This window comes from Piscinibacter defluvii (assembly GCF_004011805.1).
GTDB classification, from domain to species: Bacteria; Pseudomonadota; Gammaproteobacteria; order Burkholderiales; family Burkholderiaceae_C; genus Piscinibacter; species Piscinibacter defluvii.
Genome location: NZ_RCHJ01000024.1, coordinates 86,765 through 107,532 on the forward strand (window position 1 = coordinate 86,765; position 20,768 = coordinate 107,532).

The following is a 20,768-nucleotide window of genomic DNA, read 5'->3' on the forward strand; positions in this document are numbered from 1 at the left end:
GGGAAATCTCCAAATGAAATACGGGGACGCACTCACCCCTGCAGCGGGGAAAGCACGTCCCCGCGGGGTGGTTGCTCAGCGTCGCTGAGCTTGGATGCGGCACGAGCGCTGGGCGTCGTGCACTGGGATTGAAGGGCTACCTTTGCTGATGATCAGCGTGGCCTGGCAGCTGCCACATGGGAAACCTCTTTCGCTGGATCCGCTCGGGATCCACTGAAAGAGCGGGGTGGCATTGCTGCCACCCCTCAAAGCCTACGCCGCCCGCTTGTCTTTGGCAAGCGTCGCGAGCCAGATGTCGGCCCAGTCCGTGCCCGCTTGCTTGGGCACGAAGACCTCCACCGAGCGCCGCAGACCGGCCTTCCTCGCTTCACGCACGAGGCGCTGCGCGAGGATGTAGGCCGACGCCTGGCCGGAGTACTCGGCATTGGCGTCGTTGTCCGCGTAGATGCAGACGCGCTCGACGGTGTCGGGGATCCAGAGCTTCTCGAGATTGCCGCAGTTGATCGCGGCCCACGTCGGCTTGCCGGTGCGCAAGCGCACCGCCAGCCCCGTCTCGATGCCCTCGGTGATCGCGAGTTCGTCGGTCGCCTCGTCGAGTCGCACGGCCGCGCCGTTGATGCCAGCGGACAGCAGCTTCTTCGACTGGTCGCCCAGCGCCTTGCGGCCGTCCTTGAGGTACGTGCGGTGCAGGGTGACGGCATGGCCGTCGGGGCCTTGCACGCACGCGATCATCGCGGCGTAGCTGGCGATCAGCTTGGAGCGCTTCTGACCGGGCTGCTTCTCGTAGTAGCCCAGGGCCGGATGAAAGCGCAGCGTCTTCGGGTATGCGCTTTGGTTGATGCCGCGGTTGCGAAGGTAGCGATCGACCTCGTCGCCGATGGTGACCGCCTTGGCCTGCATCCACGTCTGATGGCACAGCTTCTTCATCCGCTCCGGCGAAGGGCCCGAAAGCCCCGGTGCCGGCGCGATGCGCGACGTGCCGATCATCTTCTCGATCTCGTCGAGCAGTTCGCTGAACCGCCCACCCCGCACGGCATGGGCCAGCTTGAGCCCACCCCCAGCACCGCACGAGCGGCAGTGGTAGTTGCCCTCGCCGAACTTGTCCGTGTACTGGAAGCGGTCGGTGCCGCCACAGCCGTCGATCGGACAGGGAAGGTTCTTGCCCTTGAGGATGTCTTCGTCGACGCCCAGGTTCCGAAGAATGGACGTCCAATGCCCGTGCGCGCGGGACTTCACATCCCTCACGCGCGCTTCAAAGTCATTGTTCATGATCTCGTCCGATGAGTCGGCACCCTCGGTGCACGACGCCCACCGTGATGGTGAACGCCATGCGCCTCGGGCGCCGTGGTTGTTGATTCAGCCGCAGCTGCCCACGTAGTTGCACTCGGGGCAGCGCTCGCAGCCGTCGACGCGCTGCAGCGCGCGCGCTCCGCAATCCGGGCACTGGCGGCCGCGGTTCACGAAGCTGGCGGCCGTCGGCCGATCGCGATGCGTTTCGGCGTGATCCGCCTCGACTTCGCTGCCCAGCTGCAGCTCAAGCTGGCGAGACAGCCTGGCGGACATCTCGCGCACGGGCACCTGGTCGCCTTCGGCATCCAGGAAGCCGCGCTTGGCCAGCATCTGCTGCAGCCAGTAGCCGATCGCAGCGACTTCGGAGTCGTGCCAGCGCTTGGCCAGATGGCCGTCGCCGCGTTCGACGACACCACACTGCACCGGGCCCTTGTCCCAGACCACCTCGCGCATGTTCTTCAGTGCCTTCTCGATCGAACCGCCGGAGCGGCCGACCATCGAGAGCATGCGCATGTTCGAGGCGATCCATTGCTGGCCCTCGTCGCGCTGCCCGGCGGGCATGAAGAACTCCACCGGCCTTTCGATGACGACCTGGTGGCCGTTGACGATGCCGACGACGCGCATGAAGTTGATGGTCAGGTAGACCGACTTCTTGCCTTCGCTCGTGTAGTACTCGACCTTCGAGGTCACTCCTTCGAGATCCCCCTCGGGCCGGCTGTCGAACTGCTTGCGCAGCGGATCCTCGTCCTGCGGCTGCGCCGGCGCCGGCGCCGGCGGCTGTTGGCCATCGACGCTGAGCACGGACCCCGTGACTGCGTTGGGCCGGAACGTCGCCAGCCCTTTGATGCCTGCTTTCCAGGCCCAGAGGTACAGGTCCTTGAAATGCTCGTACGGATAGTCCACCGGCACGTTGACCGTCTTGGAGATCGCGGTGTCGATGCAGGGCGCCACGGCCGCGACCATGGCGGCGTGATCCATGGCGCTCATCTCGAGCGCGGTGACGAAGGCCTGCGTCAGCGGTGCCTTCTCGCCCTTGAGGTGGCGATAGAGGCGCCAGGCGTGATCCTCGACAGCGTATTCCTTGGTGCTGCCGTCGGGCATGCGCTTCTTGCGCTTGTAGCTCCAGCTGAAGGCCGGCTCGATCCCGTTGCTCGCGTTGTCAGCGAACGCCAGGCTGATGGTGCCCGTGGGTGCGATCGACAGCAGGTGCGAGTTGCGGATGCCGTGCTGCGCGATCTGCTCGCGCAGATGCAGCGGCAGGCGCGATGCGAACGTGCCTTGCGACAGGTAGCGCTCGGCGTCGAACCGAGGGAAGGCCCCGCGCTCGCGCGCCAGATCCACCGACGCCTCGTAGGCGGCGTCGCGCATGACGTCGGCGATGCGCCGTGCCTGACCGCAACCCTCGGAGGAGTTGTAGCGCAGGCCCAGCATCACGAGCGCGTCGCCCAGGCCGGTAAAGCCCAAACCCACCCGCCGCTTGTCCATCGCCTGCTGACGCTGCTGCTCGAGAGGCCAGACAGTGCAGTCCAACACGTTGTCGAGCATGCGCACGGCGATCTTGGCTACCTTGGTGAACATCGCCTCGTCGAAGCGCGCCGTCAACTCGAACGGGTCGAGCACGAAGCGCGTGAGGTCGATGGAGCCCAGGCAGCAGCAGCCGTACGGCGGCAGCGATTGTTCGCTGCACGGATTGCATGCGTCGATCTTCTCGCAGTACGACAAGTTGTTGTCGCGGTTGATCGTGTCGATGAAGAGCACGCCGGGTTCGGCGTGGTCGTAGGTGGAACGCATGATCTGGTCCCACAGCTCGCGGGCCCGCACGCTGCGGTAGACCCACAGGCCATCCGACTGGCGCTGGTGGGCGCCTTCTTGGACCTGCGCGACGCCCGGCTCGGCGCGGTGGACGAGGTCGACGCCGTCGTCGACCACGACGGCCTGCATGAATGCATCCGTCACGGCGACCGAGATGTTGAAGTTCTTCAGGCCACCGGAGTCCTTCGCGTGGATGAACTCCTCGATGTCCGGGTGGTCGCAGCGCAGGACGCCCATTTGGGCACCGCGGCGCGCTCCGGCGCTCTCGACGGTCTCGCACGAGCGGTCGAAGATCTGCATGTAGCTCACCGGGCCCGACGCATGGCTGCGCGTGCTGCCGACCCACGCACCGCGGGGGCGGATGCGCGAGAAGTCGTAGCCGACGCCACCGCCGCGACGCATGGTCTCGGCCGCTTCGGTCAGCGCGGTGTAGATGCCGGGAAAGCCTTCCTCGACCTGCGCGATGGAGTCGCCCACCGGCTGCACGAAGCAGTTGATGAGCGTCGCCGAGAGGTTGGTCCCCGCGGCGGACTGGATGCGACCGGCCGGAAGGAAGCCTTGCTGGAGAGCCCAGAAAAAGGCATCGCGGTGCTGGTCACGGTCGATGGTTTCGACGGCCGCGAGCGCGCTTGCGACGCGCGCGTTGACGTCGTTGATCGACTGCTCGTCGCCCTTGCAGTACTTCTCGCGCAGGACGTCGATGCTGATCTCTTGCGGCGCCATGGCCGCGGTGGCAAAGGGAAAGTCACTGAGGTTCATGTGAACTCCTCGGGAACGTGTTACCCACGCGGCAAGGCGCAACCAGGCTGCTCGCGACGAGGCGAGGCAACCCGGAAGGCTCGGATGCGCTTTGTGGGCGGGAAGGCGGAGGTCGGCCTGACGAGGCCGGCCGAGTGGCCGCCCGACTGGGGATGGCCCGCGCGAGAAGATCTCGCTTGGGTGAGGGGCCGCTGGGGTCAGCGGCCGCGATTGAAGGGCTAACTTTGCGCCGGAGGGCGCCAGGCCTGTCAGCTGCCTGTTGGGGAAACCGTTCTTTCCGGAGGGGTGGTGTCCCTCTGGAAAGAACCGCTGTTCAGCGACTCTCTCCTGACCACGACCAGCCCGTTGTGGGCTCGATCGAGGTCTGATGCGCGAAGGCTACTCCGGTTCGATGTGTCCGCGCAAGATCCGCGTCACGCTTCGCAGTAGCGTTCTACTTGGTCACCGACGCTGCAGCGCCGGCACGTGGAGCGGATCCTTGATCCGCCACGTGGGCGCGCTCGCGTAGCCGGTGGGCGTGCGGCGGCCGGTGTCCTCGAACAGGCCGGTGGCGAGCAAGGGCTCGATCAACGGCGCGTTCTCGGACCACGACTTCACCGAGAACTCGTCATCGGCGAGCGACGTGCCGTAGGGCACGAGGTTCGTGCTCAAGGTCGCGAGCGGCTCGGGATAGTCGTCGCCGAGGGTGTAGAGCTGCACGTAGATGGCGCCGCCCTTGGGGTAGCGGCCGACGTGGATGCTGGCGCTGCCGTAGGGGGTGGCGGCGGTACCGATGCAGGGCAGGTTCATCGACATGAACTTTCTCCGTGATGTTGGGTGGTGATCCGGCCGCGGTCAAACCTGCTCGGCCAGGTAGTCGTAGGCCGCGGGATCGGGATCGCGCTCGCTGAGCTCGTCGTCGCTGGTCCAGAGACCATCGCCGTCGTAGCGCATGAACTCGCCGCTCATGTGCGGCGCCCCGGGTTCCACATAGCCGTTGATCGTCATGCCGCAGTACCACTTGCCGACGGTCGGCTCGCGCTGCTGCGGTTGTGCGCCCGACGGGTCGGACGCGAGAAGGATGTTGTGCTTGGACACGCTGGTCTCCTTTGCGCGCATCGGCGCCGACCTGGAGCAGCCGGCCCCTTTCAGGGCCTGTTGCTGCGGCCAGGTCGGCGTGCTGCGCTATTGCGGGAGCGGCTCGGTGTAGAGCAGGCCGCACGCCATCGCATTGCCGATGGCGTGGCTGGCCAACTCGGGCGCCGTGGCCAGCATCTGGTGCTGCACGATGCTGTCGAGGCGCGCAATGTGGAAGCCGGCGATGTCCGCGTGCACCTGGTAGGCGGGGCGGTCGGCGCCGGCGACCACGAAGGCGCGGCCGGCGGTGCCGGTGAGGATTTCGCTCTCCTTCACGAGGAGTTCGAGCTCGTCGACCGTGCGCACGGGCAGCAGGTGCTGCATGGGCAGGTCGCGGATGGAACTGGTCTGAGCTTTCACGGAAGTCTCCTAGTCGTCAGAGACGACGCACTGCAGCAGGCGGCTCTGGCCGGTGACGCGGCCGGGGCTCGCGTGCTGCGAGGGTTGGAACGAGGTGAGGACCGCGACGCCGGACTTGGGGCTGGTGTGGCCGCCGCGTCCTTCGTCGAGGTAGCACAGGAGATGAATCGGCGGGAAGACCGCTTCTTCGCTGGCCACGGTGATGGCGCTGGCCGTCGGCTCGGGATCGAAGCCTTCGGGCGGCTCGTCGAGCTTGCCCGCGATGCCCCACAGCACGAAGAGGACCAGGACCAACCATCCCGGCTTGGTCAGATCAGCGTCCATGCGGCCTCCTGCTGGTCCTGCGAGGTGTCACCCGCCACGCCGAACAAGTCCGGCTGGGCGGCGGCCGAGCGCATTGCTGCTTCGCGGCGGCGGATCTGCTCGTTGAACCACTGAGGGTTCGCGGAGAGCTGCTCCGCAGCGAAATGGGGATCGCTGAAGAACAGGTCCTGGGCCCAGCGCGGATAGCGGGCGATGGTCTCGCGCAGCCAGCGGCGCGCGTTCACGAAGATCCAGCTGCGCAGCTCGTCGACGTCCACCAGCCCGAAGTAGGCGGTGGGCGACAGCGGGCTCGTGCCCACGACGCGCACGCACGAGGCGAACGAGAAGGGAGCCTGATCGTTGGCGGGACTGGTCAGGGCCCAGTCGAGCGTATCGATCTTCTCCTCGAGCGGCGTCTCGGGGTCGGCGAGCTTCTTCAGCTCGCTCAACAGCACCCAGTGCAGCTGCACGATCGCGGCTTCGCTCCACTCGGGAGCTTGGACTTCGGCCAGCATCTTCTTGACCGCGTCCTGCGCCTGCGGCGGCAGCTGGTGAAGCTGCAGCGTGTGGACGCTCTCGGCGGAGCCGGGGATGCTGGGGGGCTCATCGAGGTCGAACAGCGACCCTGCGAGTTGAGCGTTAGCGACACTCATGTTGAGCATTGCTGCCTCCAAAGGGACGCGAGGCAATGCCAATCCCCGGGCGGGGCAGCGATTGCCCCGCGGGGTTGAGTGAGGTACCGGTCATGAACCGGCGTCTAGGACTGGCTTTGAGGCGGCTTGAGCCGCTGGATCGGTGTGCCAGCTACCGATCGGGGAAAACCTTTCGGCGCACGACGAAGGAGGTCGCGCCTCGAAAGGCAGATCGGCGGATGTGGGTGTGCCCTGGAAGGGCGGCGCGCCGGGATGGCGCTCTAGAGGGCTTGCCTGATTTGGTCGTGCACAGGCCAGCTACTGCACAGGCAAACCATATCCGGCCGCGCCGCGGTTGTCAACGAAGGACGCAAACCGCGCCGATTCCGGGCTCGACCGGAACTTTCGGGGGGTCGTAGCACCCGCCTTTCCGTTGGCGCGATTCGTTGCGGGTCTGGATCATCGGCCAAGCGTCATTCGCGTTTGGAGACCGGAGCACGACCATGACTCACACCCGCTTGGCAGTCATCGACCAGGGAGAGGCCAACGAGCGCATCCTGAACAAGGAGGAATACCGCGCCGACTTCCGCAAGGTCGAGGGCGCCTCGCTGAAGCGCAAAACGCAGCTGGCGAGCCCGGAAGCCAAGCGCATGTTCGCCCGGTGCTTCTACTCGTTCCAGGCGTCGATGTACTTCATCACCCAGCTCGGCCGCACGAAGCTGGACCACTCCGTGGTCGAGCGGATCGAAGAGGACGTGAAGGCCGCGCTCGAAGCGGGCACGCAGGAGATCAACGAGGCCATCGATCACGCCGAGACGCTGCTAAAGCACCACCAGATCGAGACCATCGCGTCGTACGACACCAAGCCGCTCGTCGAGGAAATCGGTATCACCTCGTCATTCGGGCGCCGCTACTTCGACATGATGCACAAGCTGGACATCATCATGCCGATGATGGAGACGCTGGCGATCGAAGAGGTCATCACCGAGCGCGAGCACGAGATGCGGCGCTCTCGCTACAAGCGCATCGTGCTGGCCATCTCGACCAAGGCGCGCAACTTCTGGACGGGCGTGCGCCGGCGCATGAACGAGGCCGACGCGAAGCTCCTGGCAGAAGCCGCCAAGGGCAAGGGCACGGGGCGGCCCGCGGCTGCAGCGAAGGCTGCCGACGCCACGGACGGACAGGCCGGCGAAACGGCCGCCGTGCCGCAGGCCGCGGAGGCGGCCGCCGAGGCCGTCGAGACCGTGGCGCCTACCGTCGACGCGACGGCTGCGCCGGCAGAAGCGCCAGAACCCGCAGCCGTCGCCGCGGCGGCCTAAGCGGGATCCGCCGGCTGGCCGTCCATGCGGCCGTCGGCCACCAGGCGCAGGAGGCACTGTCGAAGGCGCGCCTCGCCATCGGGCTCTGCAAGGGCGACCATGGGGCTCTTGCCGTCGAGATCGGGACGGGGCTCGGCGATCCAGAGCGACAGAGGGCCGACGCGACTGTGCAGGTCCTCGGGGCCAAGCAGATAGCCGAGCTCGAGCAGCAAGCGCCTGACCGTCACGATGGCCACCAAATCCTTCATCGCGCTGCACGCCGCCTGACGTGCGCAAGCGGGGCCGCGGCGCTCAAGCGGCCTCCTCGTAGCCTTCGAGAACGCCGCGGTAGCGGTCCATCTCCTCGAGGTTGGCGATGCCCATCCAGCGCGCCACGTCCTCCACGCTGCGCTTGCGGCGCAGCTGACGCAGCGCGAACGTGTGGCGCAGCCTGAACGCTCCGCCCGAGCCCGAATCGGGATCGTCCACGCCCGAGCTCTCCATGACCTGCTTGATCGCCTCGTAGTGGGCCATCTTGCCCCACTGCTGACCGCTGCGGCCGGGGAAGAGGAAGGGGCCGATCGAGCCGCCCTTGCCGTCGGGATGCGGCGTGGTGCGCAGGCCTGCATCGGCGCGCGCGGTCAGCCAGTGGCGCAGCACCTGGCCGGCCCACGGGGCGATGGGGGTCTCTCGGGCTGGGCGGTTGCCGTTGCCGGGAACCTTGAGCTTCCAGGGAACGCCCTTCCAACGCCCTCCGGCGACGACGGGCGCGGTAAGCGGCAGCTCGCGCAGATCGCCGGGCGTCAGACCCGCGCCGAGGTGCATGGCCGCGGCGGTGAGATTGCGCAGCTCCTGCCAACTAGAGACCAAGCGCCGCTCTCCGGCGCCGGGCCGCACCGCGCTGACGTAGGTGACCAGGCGGCGGGCTTGATCGGCATCGAGGTAGTCGAGCGCAGGACGCTCGCTGATGTTGGCCCGGCGGATGTCGTCGCTGTGCTTGATGTACTCGGCGGCCGATTCGTTCTTCGGTTGCTGCGTGTCGAACGCATGCCGGGTGAGCACGCGGTCAACCAGGCTGAGCAGCCGCCACGTGTAGCGGGGGCTGAGCTCGATGTTCTTCTTCGCCCGACGAAACTCGAGGAAATGCTCCAGGTCTTGCTCGGTGAGGGCTTCGAGCGTGACCTGGGGAGATTGCCCGACGCACCACTCGGTGAAGGCGCCCCACATGTCCGCGTAGACCTGCAGCGTCGAGTCGCGCTGGAGCCGATCGGCGGCGACAGCGGCGGACTTCCACGACTCGAACGCGCGGTCGAACGAATGGAGGACGCTCGGGCTGCCGTCGGCAGCAGCGAAGAGGTCAGGCGTATAGGGCATCTATGAATCTTACTAACGCCCAACGGCTAGTCAAACCCCTCGGGCCTGCGGCCCGACAATTCCGTAGGCTGAAGAAGAAGCTGGCGCCTGGGCGTTAGTCTGGTTCGTGGCTGGCGGCGGCCCACCGGGACGGGGATGCGAGCTTTCGGGGGCGGCTGTGGCGCGCCGCGGAGAAGGAGCAGCGACCGCGCGGTGTGCGACTGCCCTCGACGCGACGGACGACGTCGACGAGGAGGTGGCGATAGGGTGGATTCCTCGGCCACGAGGGACTCGATGGCGAGATGCTGCCGGGCGAACTGGGCCGGATCTTGGCGATCTCCTCGCTGGCTTGCCATCGAAGCGACGGCGGCGCCAGGCGAAGCGGAAGAAGCGGCGCAAGCCAGAACGGCGCAAGCCAGGCTAGCGAGGCAAGGTCGGAGGGCCTTCAGGAAACTGAGGCAGCTGATCGGTGATGGTGAACCAGGCCGCCTTCGATCCGACGAACACGTGGCCCATCGGGCGCGCAGTCGGTGGCTCATCCAGCGTACCCAGGCGTACGTGCACAAACCCGGTTTCAGGCTTGCGCGTGAAGAGGTTCGAGCCGCACTTGCTGCAGAAGTAGAGCAGCGTGTTCGGCCCCTTCTGATAGCTCGACAACACGTCCTCGCCCTGCGTCACTCGAAAGGCTTCGCCGGAGCAACCACCCAACGCGGCGAACGCCGAGCCGGAGGTCCGTCGACATTCGGAACAGTGGCAGTAGCCGGCATAGACAAAGCGATCTTCGACTTCGTAGCGAACGCGGCCGCAAAGGCAGCCGCCATGCAGAATGCTCAAAGGTTTCCCCTTCCAGGTCTGTTTTTCTAGGCGCGGCGGGATCTCCCGCGGCATGCAGCATCAAGGCATGCCTGATCGACCCAGACAATTCTTGAGCGGTGGGTGACACGCGAGCATCCCGAGGGTCACCTCGTCAGGAGATCGCAGCGCGCGAGCCAAGTCTATGATTGGAACGGAGGGATGTACATGTCCGATTGGTCGCACGAAATCGCGAATCAGGCCACGCCGAGAAGCATGGGCTTTGCTTTCGAGTCGCGCACCAGCACGGAGCAAGGCGGACTGACCATCGATGAGCATGCGCGCATCAATGCGTGCGAACGCGCGATCGCCGAAATGCTGCTTGACCAGGCTCTGGGGCGAGCGCTGATCGTGGGCCGAATGGGATGCGTGTACTTTCTGGCGCCCGTCGCGCACGAGGCCGTTGCGCTGATGGCCACGGAGTGCGTCGCCGGTGTGCCTCTCATCGATGGCGCGCGCGAGGCCTGGCTTGTGCCCTACGAAGGTTCCTCGAGGCTGACCGAGATCCGGGAGGCATTGGCCGAGGCGATCGCTGAACCCCGGTTCGTGGCGATCGATTGGAGCAAAGCGGTACATCCGGGCTGGCTGGCCTTGTGAGGGCGCGATGCTCGACGAAGCCGGCAACGAAGTGACCACGGTGAACGAGGCCGACGAGTGGAAGGGCCTGCCCGAAGGTTCGACCATCGATTCGATGTTGATGGGGAATGCCATCGCGTCGGCCGCCGCCAACGTTCCTCTGCTGCTGGCCTCGGTGTTGTTCGTGGTCGTGATTGCTGCCGAGGCAGACCTGTTCCTGCAGGCGGCGATCTTCGGCGCGATGGGCTTCACACTGGCGGTATGGCGTTGGGCGATCGGCAAGCGCTTCAAGAGGCCAGAGCCCCTGCGCGAAGAAGAGCAAACGCGCGCCCGTCGCGCGATCGAGGCGAACGCAGCGCTCGCCGGCGCAATGTGGGCGTACGGCTGCTTTGCCATCTACCCCGAGCTGAACGGGGTGTGGAAGATCTCCTACCCGATGCTGGTGGCGGGTTCGTCGGGTGTTGGAGCGTTCTTCGCCTCCTTGGTCGGTCGCGCCTACCTCTTCATGATGGTGCCGCAGATGGCCGCACTCGCGACGGCGCACGTCGTGTTCAGCGACATGCGCTCTTACTGGCTTGCCGTGCTCATCCTGGGTTACGGCTACACGATGAATCGCGCGGCCATGCGGTCGCGCGCGAGCGCGACGAAGCTTGCCCAGGCGCTGCTCGAGCGCGACCGTCTGCGCGCCGATCACGCCCGGCTAACGGAACTGGAACTGCGCGAGGCCACGGTCGCCGCGGAGATGGAGAAGGCCGAGGCCTCCGCGACACGCGAGCTGTTCGTTGCCAAGGCGTCGCACGAGTTCAGGACGCCATTGCAGACCGTTGTAGCGCTGGCCGACCTGTTGACGCTGAAGACCGCTACCGAACCAAACTCGGCGTTGCATGGGCTGGTCGTGCGTCTTGGCCGCGCGGCCGACCAGCTCATGCACCAGGCGAACGATCTCGCGTCTTTCGTGCGCTCGGAACACACAGGCCGGTACGAGATCAAGGCGGACGCCGTCAACCTGGCCGAGGTGGTGGAGTCGTCAGTCGCCGAACTGCGCGAACTCGCGACTCGAAAGGGGCTGAAGGTGCAGCTTTCCGCCTCCACGGTGACCATCTATGCCGATGCGATGCGCCTGCAGCAGATCATCACGAACCTGGTCAGCAACGCCATCAAGTACACGCGCGAAGGGACCGTCAGCGTAGTTGCGGCGGCGCGCACCAACGGCGACGCTGCGCTACTGGAGGTCACGGTAGCCGACACCGGCATCGGGATCGCCAAGGACGCATTGCCGAAGGTGTTTGATCCCTGGTTCCGTGGCACCAAGGAAGGGCGCGGCCTCGGCCTGGGGCTGTCCATCGTGCGCACGCTGGTTGACCAGCTACTGGGCAGGGTGGAGATCGAGTCCGAGCCTGGCAAAGGCACGACGGTGACCGTCACCTTGCCTGTGAAGATCGTCGAACACCCGGAAGTTGGCGTCGTGATCGATGCCAGCAAGCTCCGAGGTCTGAAGGTTCTGATGGTCGACGACGAAGAGGTTGTGCGTACAACCGTGTGCGAGTTGCTGCGCGCCGGCGGTCTCGCATGCACCGAAGCAGACGGCGCTCAGGCCGCGATGAAGCAGCTCGACAACGAGGCATTCGACGTGGCACTCGTCGATCTTCAGATGCCCGATGTGGATGGCTACCAACTCGCCCGTCAACTGCGCGCGAGCGATCGACATCGTCAGATGCGCATCCTTGCCATGAGCGCCTACGACATCTCCGAGGAAGGCACCGCACTGTTCGACGCCTTTGTTGCCAAGCCGGCGACGCTCGCCACGCTGGAAAAGGCCATCGGAGGAGCCGTGCGGCGCGGGCCTTCGACCACGCACGCTCAGCCCGCGGCAGCGCGGCCGGAGACTATCGGCTCCACGAACTCGAAGTAGGCGGACGTCGCTGCGTCGCAGTTCGCCTGCGCGACTGGCTCGGGAACGCCGAGGGCGGCATACAACCGGTCGGCATCGCTGAGCAGCCTTGCCATCGTCGCAGAGAGTGCATCGCGCGTCAGTGCGGGTCCGGCGCCCAATGGCTCATCGTCGGCGAGCAGCATCAGCAGCAGGCCGATGGATTCGTGGTCTTTCTCGATGAAGTGGAGCCAGTACGGCCAGCGGCCGGCAAGGGACTTGAAGAATGCGCGGCATCGCGGGTTGAGCGCCGGCGTCGGCTCGTCGAAGCCCGTGATGGTGATGCGCAGAGAATCTCGATAGCGGGAGACGCTGGCGGCGGACGAACTCAGCGACTCGAGCCACTCGAGCACGAGCTCTACCCGACCGACGTCGATCAACTCCTTCGTGAGCACCAGGCTGAGCCCCGAGCGGCCAAGAGCTGGCCGCGAGGAATTGTTCGGCTCGGGTCGGGGTGAGTGGGACACGGTCGAAGTGCTGTAGTCCGAAGGCTTGCGAATGTCGTGCAATTGCGCGGCTGATACTGTGAGGATTTTCACGGAATCGCTGCCCGCGCGCTGCACCTGCAAGAGTTTGCAGGAGGGAGTTCCCTCACTACGTGCGTTAGCGTGTGCGTACAAACTCTGCATCCATACACTGGGCCGCGGATCGGAACCTTGGGCGAAAAGCGGAGCATGCGCACAGAGCAGCTTTCCTTCGATCTTCGAGTTGCAGGCACCGAGGAAGAGTTGGCCGACGCGCGCGAAGTGAGAGCGTCGGCATACGGTCACCACGTTCCCGAGCTGCTGGAAAGCATGCGACGCCCGGACCCAGCGGACCGCTTGCCGGGCACCGTGGTCTTGCTCGCCCGCGACTGCGATACCGGACTGCCGATCGGAACCGCACGAATCACTACCAACGCTCACAGGCCTCTGCAGCTCGAGCGCGGCTACGAGCTGCCGCTGGCGCTGAAAGGTTGGCACCTCGCGGAGATCACACGCCTGGCGGTGGCGCCGTCCGGCGACGACAAGCTTGTGAAGCGCGCGTTGATGAAGGCCTGCTATCTCGTGTGCCTGTCGATGCAGGTGCACAAGATGGTCATCGGCGCACGAAGCGCCGCGCTGATCCGCGGCTACCGTAGCATTGGCTTCGAGTGCCTGACGGCCGAGACCGGCCCGGTGGAACTGGCCCACGCCGGCGGGTTGCCGCACCACATCCTGGCCTTCGACGTCACTTCGGCCGAGCGCGTGTGGCATAGCATCAGCCACCCGCTCTACGCCTGGATGGTGCGCACCTTCCACCCGAACATCAACGTGTCCCCGATCCCGATCTATGAGCCCACCGGGGCATCATCCAGGTCGCCGAACACACTGTGACCTTGCCCCTGAAGCCCGTAGCTCTTAGCGCCCTTGTCACGCGGCCCTATTGAACTGTGCCGCGACCCAGCGTTCCTCGTACTGCCTTGGGCTCAGGTAGCCCAGCGTGGAATGTAGTCGCCGGTGGTTGTAGAAGGCCAGCCAGTCGATCACTTCGTCCATGGCCTGCCGCCGGGTGGCGAATTTGCGCCCGTGCAGTCTGCCGACCTTCAGCCTTCCCCACAGGCTCTCCGTGGGCGCGTTATCCCAGCAGTCGCCCTTGCGGCTCATTGACGAGCGCATCCCGTACCTGGCCAGCGCTTTCTGGAATTCCTCACCGCAGTACTGGCTGCCACGATCGGTATGCACGATCAGCCCGGGCGGTGGCCGGCGGCGGAACCACGCCATGCGCAGCGCGTCCGTCACCAGGCTGGCACGCATGTGGGGCTGCATGCTCCAGCCCACCACCATGCGGCTGTGCAGGTCGATGAAGGCCGCCAGGTACAGCCAGCCTTCGTCGGTGGCGATGCAGGTGATGTCGCTGGTCCACTTCTGATTGGGAGCACCGGCCGCGAAGTCCCGCTGCAGCAGGTCCGGCGCGATCGGCAGCTTGTGCTTGCTGTCGGTGGTGACGACGAACTTGCGGCGGCCCCGTGCCTTGATGCCGTGCTGCTGCATCAGGCGCCGAACGCGCTCCTTGCCCACGCGGTGGCCTCGGGCACAGAGCTCCTTGGTCATGCGCGGCCAGCCGTACTCCTGGCCGACCTCGGCGTGGATGGCGCGGATGTGCGCCAGCAGGGCTTGGTCGCTCACACGCCCCGAGCCCGGTTGACTGGGCTGACGTTGCTGCCGCCGACGATCGTGCTCGAAGTACCCGCTGACGCTCACGCCCAGCACCTCGCAGCTCAGGCTCACCGGCCAGCTGCCCTTCATCGTCCGGATCCAGGCGTACTTTGCAGAACATCCTGCGCAAAGTACGCCGCCGCTTTTTTTGCGATGTCGCGCTCCATCTTCACGCGCGCCAGCTCCGCCCTCAGCCTGGCCAGCTCCATCTGCTCGGGCGTCACCGGCCGCTCACCGGCGCCACCCAGTTGCCCGCGCTCGCTGGCCCGAACCCAATTGCTCAGGCTGGCCTTCGGGATGCCCAGCACCTTGGCCGTCATCCCCACCGACTGCCCCGTCTTGACCAGCCTGACAGCCTCCAGCTTGAATTCCTGCGTGTACTGACCACGCACCTGCTTGTTGCTCATCTCGTAGCTCCTGTCTCTGATTCCATCATCAGTCAAGAACTACGTTTTTCGGGGGCAAGGTCACTGGGAATCTTGGACTCCCTGCGCCGGCGAAGCGCCGAGCCGGTGGCCGGATCGGCGCCTACTGCGTGACGGGTCGCGGCCGCGGCCAGCTCGGCCATCGAGAAGGGCTTGTTGAAGACGTCGTCCATGCCAGCCTGGATGCACTCCGAGCGCTCCTGACGGGTGGCGCGACCCGTCACCGCCACGATCCGAACCGGCTTGGCGCCCGAACGCTTTTCCCACGCCCGGACCTTGCGCGTGGCCTCCAGGCCGTCGAGCTGAGGTAGATCGCAGTCCATGAGCACGAGCAGCGGCCGCACGGATGGCATCGTCAAGCGCTTGACCGCGACATCGCCATCAGCGACGACGTCGACCACCCAGCCGGCGCGCTCCAGCGATGCAGTGGCCACCAGCGCGCTTGCCTCGTCATCTTCGACCACCAACGCCAGCGGGGCGGATCCGAGGGCCTCGGGTGTCGTGTTCAAGGCGACCTGGGGTTGCGACTCCTGCTGCGCTGCGGGTGCGATCGGCAGCGGCAGGATGCAGCGGAAGGTGGCGCCACGGCCGAGCTCGCTTTCACAGGTCAGGCTGCCCTGCATGAAGGCCACCAGGTCGCGCGCGATGGCCAGACCGAGGCCGGCGCCTTCGCGAGCCTTGTCCGGGTCGGCAGCGCCTTGCTCGAAAGGTCGGAAGAGTCGCTCCTGGTCGGCCTTCGAGATGCCTGGCCCTGTGTCGGAGACCACGAACGAGACGTCGCCCTCCCCGGAGGCGGCGACCGTGAGGCTCACAGAGCCGCCGCGCGGGGTGAACTTGATCGCGTTGCCAACCAGGTTGTCAAGGACCTGGCGGACACGGCCGCTGTCGCCGATCACACGAAACGATGCCGGGAAGGCCAGGCGCGTGTGGAGGTGAATGCCCGCGTGCTGAGCACGTGCGAGGTAGAGGGTCACCAGTTGGTCGAGTTCATCCGAGAGATCGAAGGCCTTGGGGTCCAGCCGCAGGGTGCCGGCCTCGATCTTCGACATGTCCAGCAGATCGCTGACGAGCGTGAGCAGATGCTTGCCGCTGGAGACGATGAGTTCGAGCTTGCGCCGCAGCGCCGGTTCGGCAATGTGGTGATCGAGCAAGCTGGCCAGGCTGATGATGCCGTGGAGGGGACTTCGCACCTCGTGGCTGATCGTCGCGATGAAACGCGACTTGTGCTCGCTGTGGGCCTTGAGAACAGAAACAGCCTTGGCTCGTTCATCGGCAATCTGCTGGGCGAGGGCACGAAGGCGGAAGACCTCGAGCAGTCGGCGCTCCGCGCGCTTGGCGGTGCTGAGCATCAGCAGCAGCACGAGCGCAAGCCCTGCGGCCGAGTAGATGCCGAAGTCCGCGCCGCGGCCCAGCATGCCGATGCTGGTGAAGACCATCATCGGGACGACATAAGACGACGTGGCCTTGAAGCTGACCTGCAGGCCGAATGTCGCGACGCACGCGATGCAGCACAGGCTCGCTGCGACGACTGCGGCTTCGACCATCGGCCCCTGCGTGAACCACATGCCGCCAAGGCCCCAGACGAAGCCGTCGACGGCGAGCATGGTGTTGGTGAGCAGGGCCCAGCGGCGCGTGTCGCCGGCGCCGCGGCGACGGAACACGATGACCTGCGCGATGCGTGGTGCGGCAATGCCCAACTTCAGCAAAAGCCACACGACGAGCAGGCCGGACGGCACGATCCCGTAGAGGTGAGCGGCAAGAAAAATCGCGAAGCCGGTGGACAGTAGCGTCCCTGCGAACATGTGCTCGAAGAGCATGCGCAACTGCTCGCTCTGCGCAGACTCGGCCGGCAGCGCTTCCGCGGTTTCGTTGTCTTCGCGAGGAAGCTGGGTGGACTTGGTCATCGCGACTCCTGCTTTGCTCATGCGACTCATGAGGTCGTGTCGGTCCACGATGGCCGACGCAGCCGGGCCTCGCGCAGCTCTCGGTCGTGATACGCACGCCTTCTATCGTCGCCGGCTTCGCGGCCGATGGACCAGCGCATCCCGCGCTCGGTCAAAGCGCATCTGGCCTTCGCAGCGACGTCATCAACAGATCCGGACGCTTCGATCGCGAGAGCGGCCATGTGCAGCTGCGCGACCACATGACGAAGGGCCTGACCAACCTCGGCGACGACCAGTGGGCCGTCTTCGGGCTGCATGGTGTGAAAGCAAGTCGATGCGGCCAGCCACTGCGTGACGGCGCGGCGCTCGGTGCTTCGGTCACTCAGCTCGATGCCGCCGATGAGCGAGTGACCCACGTCGATCGCGAGTTCCAGCCGGGCACCTACGCAGCGTGCAGCGAAGATGCCCGCGACCTGGTCGCCAGCCACATGCAGTTCGTCGGTGACCAGGTAGAGCGGCTCACGAAGCGCCGGCAGATAGCTGAGCTCGGTGACAACCGTGGGTACGGCGGGATCGACCACGACCAGGTTCGGACGACGAGCCCACGCACGCAGCAGATGCGCCGCTGGCGCATTGCCGGCAGCAGTCCAACGACAGGGGCGAGTCCAGAGGTGATCCACGAGTGCTGAACGAGGCGAACGCCGATGCGGCAAGGCTATCGGGGCATTGCCACAACGCACAGTGCGGCCACAGTGCGGAAGTCGCACGAGCGTGAACTTGTTCGGTGCGGAATCGCACGGATGGGCTGGGTAGGTGGTCGCGCGTGGCGCGACATCAAGGTGACCGTTTGTGGGACCTCGCAACCCTTGCGAGGGGCCGTGGACAACCGCAAGTGCCTGATTCATCTAGGAGAGCGCGGATCGCGTGACGCCCGGAGAGGCGGTTCCAGCGGCGATTCAACGCGCAAGATCCCATAAGCAGTCACCATCCCGCGCATGCAGCGGATGGCAGTTCCTGAGCGCCTTCGCCGACGGGCGAGCTCAGTTCTTCTCCGCGAGCATCTTCTGCGCGAAGTCGAGCAGTTCGGCGGCACTCGGTTCACCCCACGTGTCGCCCACGAGCCAGCGCCGAAAGGCGGTCTCGGCTGCCCTCGACGACTTCTTCTTGAGCCGCAGTGGTGGAAGCGCCTGCTCGTTGTAGCGATCGATGAGCTGCGTCTGGTCCGGCGGATCGAGCTCATGGAAGTAGCGCTCGGCGTCCGCCAACTGAGACTGCAGGTAGGCTTCCTTGACATCGACCTTCGGCGCGGTGGCCTTGCGCTTAGGCGCCTCGCCGGCGTCCTCGGTAGCGGCATAGCCGTGCTGCAGAGCATGGCGGAAGTACGCCGCTGGTTTCTCGAGCTTCTCGGCTCGCTTGTCCTGCATGCGACGCTTCGTGTACTCGATGGCGGCCTTCACGTCTTGGAGCGGGGTGTCGCGAACGACCCTGCGCGCTTCGGACTGCAGCAGGCCGATGCGCACGAGTTCGCCGATGGCCTCAAGGGACCTCGCATCCTCGACCACTTCTTCGGCAACCATCTTCTTGTGGACCTCGAAGCGCAGGGAAGTGACGCGCTTGCCGATCTTGGATTCGACCAACTCGATCGTCAGGTTGGATTCGGAATTGACCTCGGCGATCGCGGGCTTGAGCACCTTCGCTTTGAAGTACTTGTACTCCTGGTAGGTCCGAGCCTCGGCCGTCTCGCCCAGCACCATGTCGCGGAACTGCTCCCATTGAACCTCGGTGGTGCGGCTGATCTTCTCGAAGCGAACACAGAACTCCCAGATGGCCAGCGAGGATGCGCGCCGGAAGCGCCGCACGACGTTCATGTCGATGACGGCGTAGATCTCCGGCTTGACGATGAGCTCGCGCAACTGCGAGCTGATCTGGTAGCGGATCACGTCGGCGTGGATCTCGACTTCGGGGAACATCACCGAGGCCTTCCAGGGACGCTTGTTCGTTGGGGACATGACGTCCCACTCGAACACGATGCGCATCAGGGCTTCGGCCGACTCCTTCAGGTACTGACGGTTGTTCGAGTCGAACCCGACGTCTTCTGCGAGATCCTTGATGCCCAGGACCCACCAGCCGTTGGCATCGGCGCTGTTTTCGATGGCATGCTTGGCCCAGGCGTTTCCGAGCTTGCGCTGCAGAAGGCTCAGCGGCTGCTTGGGCTTGCTGTGCAGAACCTGGACAGCCTTGCGGAATGCATCCGGCGTCTCCTTGCTCGCGAAGAGGGAGATCTGTCCTTCAGGTGACTGGGTTGCCCGCCTTCTTGCCATAGGTTACTCGCGTCGCGATAGATAGTAACCTATGGCTGCCTACGTCCTTCACGGCTGGCCGTCGGCCGAACGCGAGGTGGTGGCCGAAAGCAACAGGCTCGGAGCAGATCATGGATGGCCTGCGCGTCGAGCAGGCAGTGGGATCGTGATCGGCGCGTCGTGTCGTCTTCAGGCCATTCGACTTCAGTCGAAGCGACGCCCTGTTGTGTCTTCTTTGAAGAACACTTCGATCCTTTAAGTACCTTTAGGGCCCCGGAAATCAAGCACTGGCGCGGGTTTGCGGGCGATGAGGTGGAACCTTGTGGGATGTCAGGTGCCCGTTCATGGGCGCTCAGGTGTGTGGATCTGGGAGCAAGGTGACGCCTCGTGGGAGTGAAGGTTACTGGACTTGGGACGAAGGTGACTACCTATGGGATGGAAGCTCTGTGGATAACTTGCGGAGCGCTGCGAAGGTAGACCAGGCCAGCGTCAGGTGCCCATCTATGGGACAGCGTCTTGGTGACCATTCATGGGACGTTGTCACCGATACGGCCGTGGAAACCTGTGGCGACGCCCGCGATTCAGCGGGCTTTCGTGCCGAGGTGTCGGAGCGAGAACGGCCGACCGTTCAGGTGACTGTCTATGGGATGCGTCTAAGGTGACCATCTGTGGGATAGAACCCGGCCGAGAAGCCTGATTCGAGCGGCTCGCCTGAGCCAAGGTGACTGTCTATGGGACGAAATCAGGCTTGAGCTCCCAGAAACGGTAACCTGAGCGCCGGCATTCCCGTTTGACCGGGGCATCGAGAGGTGATAACGCGATGCCCTGCCGAACAAGGTATCGGCGGGGCAGGTCAGCCCTAAACTGCCGCTGGTGAGCAAGCCGCCAAGACCCGCACCCAAGCCCCGGCAGCGCGACGCCCGCAAGAAGGTTGACGATCGCTGGCTGGACCTGGCGCGGGAGGTGGCACGCAACCCCGACAGCCCGACGTCGTTGCGGATCATGTCGGCCGTGAACAGCGCAATGCGCCCCGGAGCCGAGGCGGCAAGCCAGGTGGTCGAGGCGCTGGTGCAGCAGATCAACGGACCTGGCGAGCTCGCGGACGCCGCGATCGCAGCAGCCGTGCAGCACTGGGAGTCGGTCTGCAAGACCGAGCTCGGGCCGGACTTGCTGGCTTCGATGCGCGAGGAGGCAGCAGCGCTGGCCCAGCGCCGGCGACGCCAGCCGCCGCCCATGGAGTTGATCGTCGCCGGCGTCGGCGAGCCTGTGGACATGGGCTATGACCTGAGCCTGCACCTGAACGGGCTGCGAGGCACTTGGCACAGGCTGTGGGCCGCGATTGCGCTCGGGACCATGATGGGCGCCGGCGATGAGTACGACGAGACCGTCACGGCCGTTCGATCGCAGTTCGAGCAGCTGCTCGGGCGCAGTCTGTCACCTGACGAGTGGCTGAGGCTTTCGCAGCACGCCCAGGCGCACGGCGAGGCCATGCAGAGCCAGTTCGGTGAAGAGGGCCAGGCGGGGCCGCCAGAGGGCGCAGGGAGCTAACCAAGCGCCTCGATCGTCGACGCATGAGAACTCCCGCGCCGGCCCTGGCTGCTTGCCGCTGGCCCATGTCAAACGAGGTGGCCCGACGAGACTCAGTAAGCAATGGGATGGACGCCCCCACCTGACGACGGCATCGAAGTGCCACAGTGGATGT

General features: G+C 65.6%; 20 protein-coding genes. 5 read left to right on the top strand and 15 right to left on the bottom strand.

Going from position 1 to position 20,768, the window contains the following annotated elements; all coding sequences use genetic code 11:
• Positions 1-252: 252 nt before the first annotated feature.
• The 7 genes from D9C15_RS28020 to D9C15_RS28050 all read right to left on the bottom strand — a co-directional run bounded on the left by D9C15_RS28020 (position 253) and on the right by D9C15_RS28050 (position 6,293).
• On the bottom strand, positions 253-1,269 hold the full coding sequence (locus D9C15_RS28020; RefSeq protein WP_240668624.1) for a DUF7146 domain-containing protein: 1,017 nt from the start codon (positions 1,267-1,269) through the stop codon (positions 253-255).
• 87 nt (positions 1,270-1,356) lie between these two features.
• Positions 1,357-3,861: an adenosylcobalamin-dependent ribonucleoside-diphosphate reductase gene (locus D9C15_RS28025; RefSeq protein ID WP_375138824.1), complete on the bottom strand. Its 2,505-nt coding sequence runs from the start codon at positions 3,859-3,861 to the stop codon at positions 1,357-1,359.
• Positions 3,862-4,302: 441 nt separating this feature from the next.
• Positions 4,303-4,656, bottom strand: coding sequence for a hypothetical protein (locus D9C15_RS28030; RefSeq protein WP_128002366.1), 354 nt, complete (start codon positions 4,654-4,656; stop codon positions 4,303-4,305).
• Positions 4,657-4,695: 39 nt separating this feature from the next.
• Entirely contained in the window at positions 4,696-4,938 is a 243-nt protein-coding gene (locus D9C15_RS28035; RefSeq protein WP_128002368.1) for a hypothetical protein, read from the bottom strand.
• 87 nt (positions 4,939-5,025) lie between these two features.
• Positions 5,026-5,337, bottom strand: coding sequence for a hypothetical protein (locus tag D9C15_RS28040; protein WP_128002370.1), 312 nt, complete (start codon positions 5,335-5,337; stop codon positions 5,026-5,028).
• A gap of 9 nt (positions 5,338-5,346) precedes the next feature.
• Entirely contained in the window at positions 5,347-5,661 is a 315-nt protein-coding gene (locus D9C15_RS28045; protein WP_128002372.1) for a hypothetical protein, read from the bottom strand.
• Positions 5,646-6,293 carry a hypothetical protein gene (locus tag D9C15_RS28050; RefSeq protein WP_128002374.1) on the bottom strand — a complete coding sequence of 216 codons (648 nt, stop codon included), beginning with the start codon at positions 6,291-6,293 and terminating at the stop codon, positions 5,646-5,648. The genes D9C15_RS28045 and D9C15_RS28050 overlap by 16 nt, the downstream gene beginning before the upstream one ends.
• Before the next feature lie 482 nt (positions 6,294-6,775).
• Here D9C15_RS28050 and D9C15_RS28055 point away from each other — a divergent pair, with 482 nt between their 5' ends.
• Positions 6,776-7,591 (top strand): DUF1845 domain-containing protein, encoded by an 816-nt coding sequence (locus D9C15_RS28055; RefSeq protein ID WP_128002376.1) that lies wholly within the window; start codon positions 6,776-6,778, stop codon positions 7,589-7,591.
• Here D9C15_RS28055 and D9C15_RS28060 read toward each other — a convergent pair.
• From D9C15_RS28060 to D9C15_RS28070, 3 genes are all read right to left on the bottom strand, one after another.
• Positions 7,588-7,827, bottom strand: coding sequence for a hypothetical protein (locus D9C15_RS28060; RefSeq protein WP_128002378.1), 240 nt, complete (start codon positions 7,825-7,827; stop codon positions 7,588-7,590). The genes D9C15_RS28055 and D9C15_RS28060 overlap by 4 nt on opposite strands.
• A 55-nt stretch (positions 7,828-7,882) precedes the next feature.
• Positions 7,883-8,944 (bottom strand): tyrosine-type recombinase/integrase, encoded by a 1,062-nt coding sequence (locus tag D9C15_RS28065; RefSeq protein WP_128002380.1) that lies wholly within the window; start codon positions 8,942-8,944, stop codon positions 7,883-7,885.
• A gap of 399 nt (positions 8,945-9,343) precedes the next feature.
• Positions 9,344-9,811 carry a GFA family protein gene (locus D9C15_RS28070; protein ID WP_205854929.1) on the bottom strand — a complete coding sequence of 156 codons (468 nt, stop codon included), beginning with the start codon at positions 9,809-9,811 and terminating at the stop codon, positions 9,344-9,346.
• Between the two features lie 132 nt (positions 9,812-9,943).
• On the opposite strand from D9C15_RS28070, the gene D9C15_RS28075 reads away from it, so the two are divergent.
• Both D9C15_RS28075 and D9C15_RS28080 read left to right on the top strand, forming a co-directional pair.
• Positions 9,944-10,372, top strand: coding sequence for a hypothetical protein (locus D9C15_RS28075; RefSeq protein WP_128002382.1), 429 nt, complete (start codon positions 9,944-9,946; stop codon positions 10,370-10,372).
• A 7-nt stretch (positions 10,373-10,379) separates the two neighbouring features.
• Positions 10,380-12,263, top strand: a complete 1,884-nt coding sequence (locus tag D9C15_RS28080; RefSeq protein ID WP_128002384.1) for an ATP-binding response regulator — start codon at positions 10,380-10,382, stop codon at positions 12,261-12,263.
• Here the strand turns inward: D9C15_RS28080 and D9C15_RS28085 are convergent.
• On the bottom strand, positions 12,212-12,820 hold the full coding sequence (locus D9C15_RS28085; protein WP_128002386.1) for a hypothetical protein: 609 nt from the start codon (positions 12,818-12,820) through the stop codon (positions 12,212-12,214). The two genes, D9C15_RS28080 and D9C15_RS28085, sit on opposite strands and share 52 nt — an antisense overlap.
• Positions 12,821-12,955: 135 nt before the next feature.
• On the opposite strand from D9C15_RS28085, the gene D9C15_RS28090 reads away from it, so the two are divergent.
• On the top strand, positions 12,956-13,636 hold the full coding sequence (locus tag D9C15_RS28090) for an N-acyl amino acid synthase FeeM domain-containing protein (RefSeq protein WP_128002388.1): 681 nt from the start codon (positions 12,956-12,958) through the stop codon (positions 13,634-13,636).
• Positions 13,637-13,672: 36 nt separating this feature from the next.
• Here the strand turns inward: D9C15_RS28090 and D9C15_RS28095 are convergent.
• From D9C15_RS28095 to D9C15_RS28110, 4 genes are all read right to left on the bottom strand, one after another.
• A protein-coding gene (locus D9C15_RS28095; protein WP_128002391.1) for an IS3 family transposase occupies positions 13,673-14,865 on the bottom strand; the annotation gives its coding sequence in 2 pieces (ribosomal slippage) (positions 13,673-14,610 and positions 14,610-14,865; 1,194 coding nt in all).
• 32 nt (positions 14,866-14,897) lie between these two features.
• Positions 14,898-16,787, bottom strand: coding sequence for a hybrid sensor histidine kinase/response regulator (locus D9C15_RS28100; protein ID WP_164886886.1), 1,890 nt, complete (start codon positions 16,785-16,787; stop codon positions 14,898-14,900).
• Between the two features lie 26 nt (positions 16,788-16,813).
• The gene (locus tag D9C15_RS28105) at positions 16,814-17,347 is read right to left on the bottom strand and encodes a hypothetical protein (protein WP_128002395.1); all 534 of its coding nucleotides are present in this window, start codon (positions 17,345-17,347) and stop codon (positions 16,814-16,816) included.
• Positions 17,348-17,806: 459 nt separating this feature from the next.
• Positions 17,807-19,087, bottom strand: a complete 1,281-nt coding sequence (locus D9C15_RS28110; RefSeq protein ID WP_128002397.1) for a replication initiation protein — start codon at positions 19,085-19,087, stop codon at positions 17,807-17,809.
• Between the two features lie 852 nt (positions 19,088-19,939).
• Between D9C15_RS28110 and D9C15_RS28115 the strand changes: the two genes are divergently transcribed.
• The gene (locus D9C15_RS28115; RefSeq protein ID WP_128002399.1) at positions 19,940-20,614 is read left to right on the top strand and encodes a hypothetical protein; all 675 of its coding nucleotides are present in this window, start codon (positions 19,940-19,942) and stop codon (positions 20,612-20,614) included.
• The last annotated feature ends 154 nt before the right edge of the window (positions 20,615-20,768 follow it).

What these genes read in the sequence shown, in the direction of transcription:
- D9C15_RS28030 (WP_128002366.1), bottom strand. Translation starts at nt 4,656, where the DNA reads ATGTCGATGAACCTGCCCTGCATCGGTACCGCCGCCACCCCCTACGGC.
- D9C15_RS28065 (WP_128002380.1), bottom strand. Translation starts at nt 8,944, where the DNA reads ATGCCCTATACGCCTGACCTCTTCGCTGCTGCCGACGGCAGCCCGAGC.
- D9C15_RS28025 (WP_375138824.1), bottom strand. Translation starts at nt 3,861, where the DNA reads ATGAACCTCAGTGACTTTCCCTTTGCCACCGCGGCCATGGCGCCGCAA.
- D9C15_RS28080 (WP_128002384.1), top strand. Translation starts at nt 10,380, where the DNA reads ATGCTCGACGAAGCCGGCAACGAAGTGACCACGGTGAACGAGGCCGAC.
- D9C15_RS28050 (WP_128002374.1), bottom strand. Translation starts at nt 6,293, where the DNA reads ATGAGTGTCGCTAACGCTCAACTCGCAGGGTCGCTGTTCGACCTCGAT.
- D9C15_RS28110 (WP_128002397.1), bottom strand. Translation starts at nt 19,087, where the DNA reads ATGGCAAGAAGGCGGGCAACCCAGTCACCTGAAGGACAGATCTCCCTC.
- D9C15_RS28090 (WP_128002388.1), top strand. Translation starts at nt 12,956, where the DNA reads ATGCGCACAGAGCAGCTTTCCTTCGATCTTCGAGTTGCAGGCACCGAG.
- D9C15_RS28100 (WP_164886886.1), bottom strand. Translation starts at nt 16,787, where the DNA reads ATGACCAAGTCCACCCAGCTTCCTCGCGAAGACAACGAAACCGCGGAA.
- D9C15_RS28020 (WP_240668624.1), bottom strand. Translation starts at nt 1,269, where the DNA reads ATGAACAATGACTTTGAAGCGCGCGTGAGGGATGTGAAGTCCCGCGCG.
- D9C15_RS28055 (WP_128002376.1), top strand. Translation starts at nt 6,776, where the DNA reads ATGACTCACACCCGCTTGGCAGTCATCGACCAGGGAGAGGCCAACGAG.
- D9C15_RS28070 (WP_205854929.1), bottom strand. Translation starts at nt 9,811, where the DNA reads ATGCCGCGGGAGATCCCGCCGCGCCTAGAAAAACAGACCTGGAAGGGG.
- D9C15_RS28075 (WP_128002382.1), top strand. Translation starts at nt 9,944, where the DNA reads ATGTCCGATTGGTCGCACGAAATCGCGAATCAGGCCACGCCGAGAAGC.
- D9C15_RS28045 (WP_128002372.1), bottom strand. Translation starts at nt 5,661, where the DNA reads ATGGACGCTGATCTGACCAAGCCGGGATGGTTGGTCCTGGTCCTCTTC.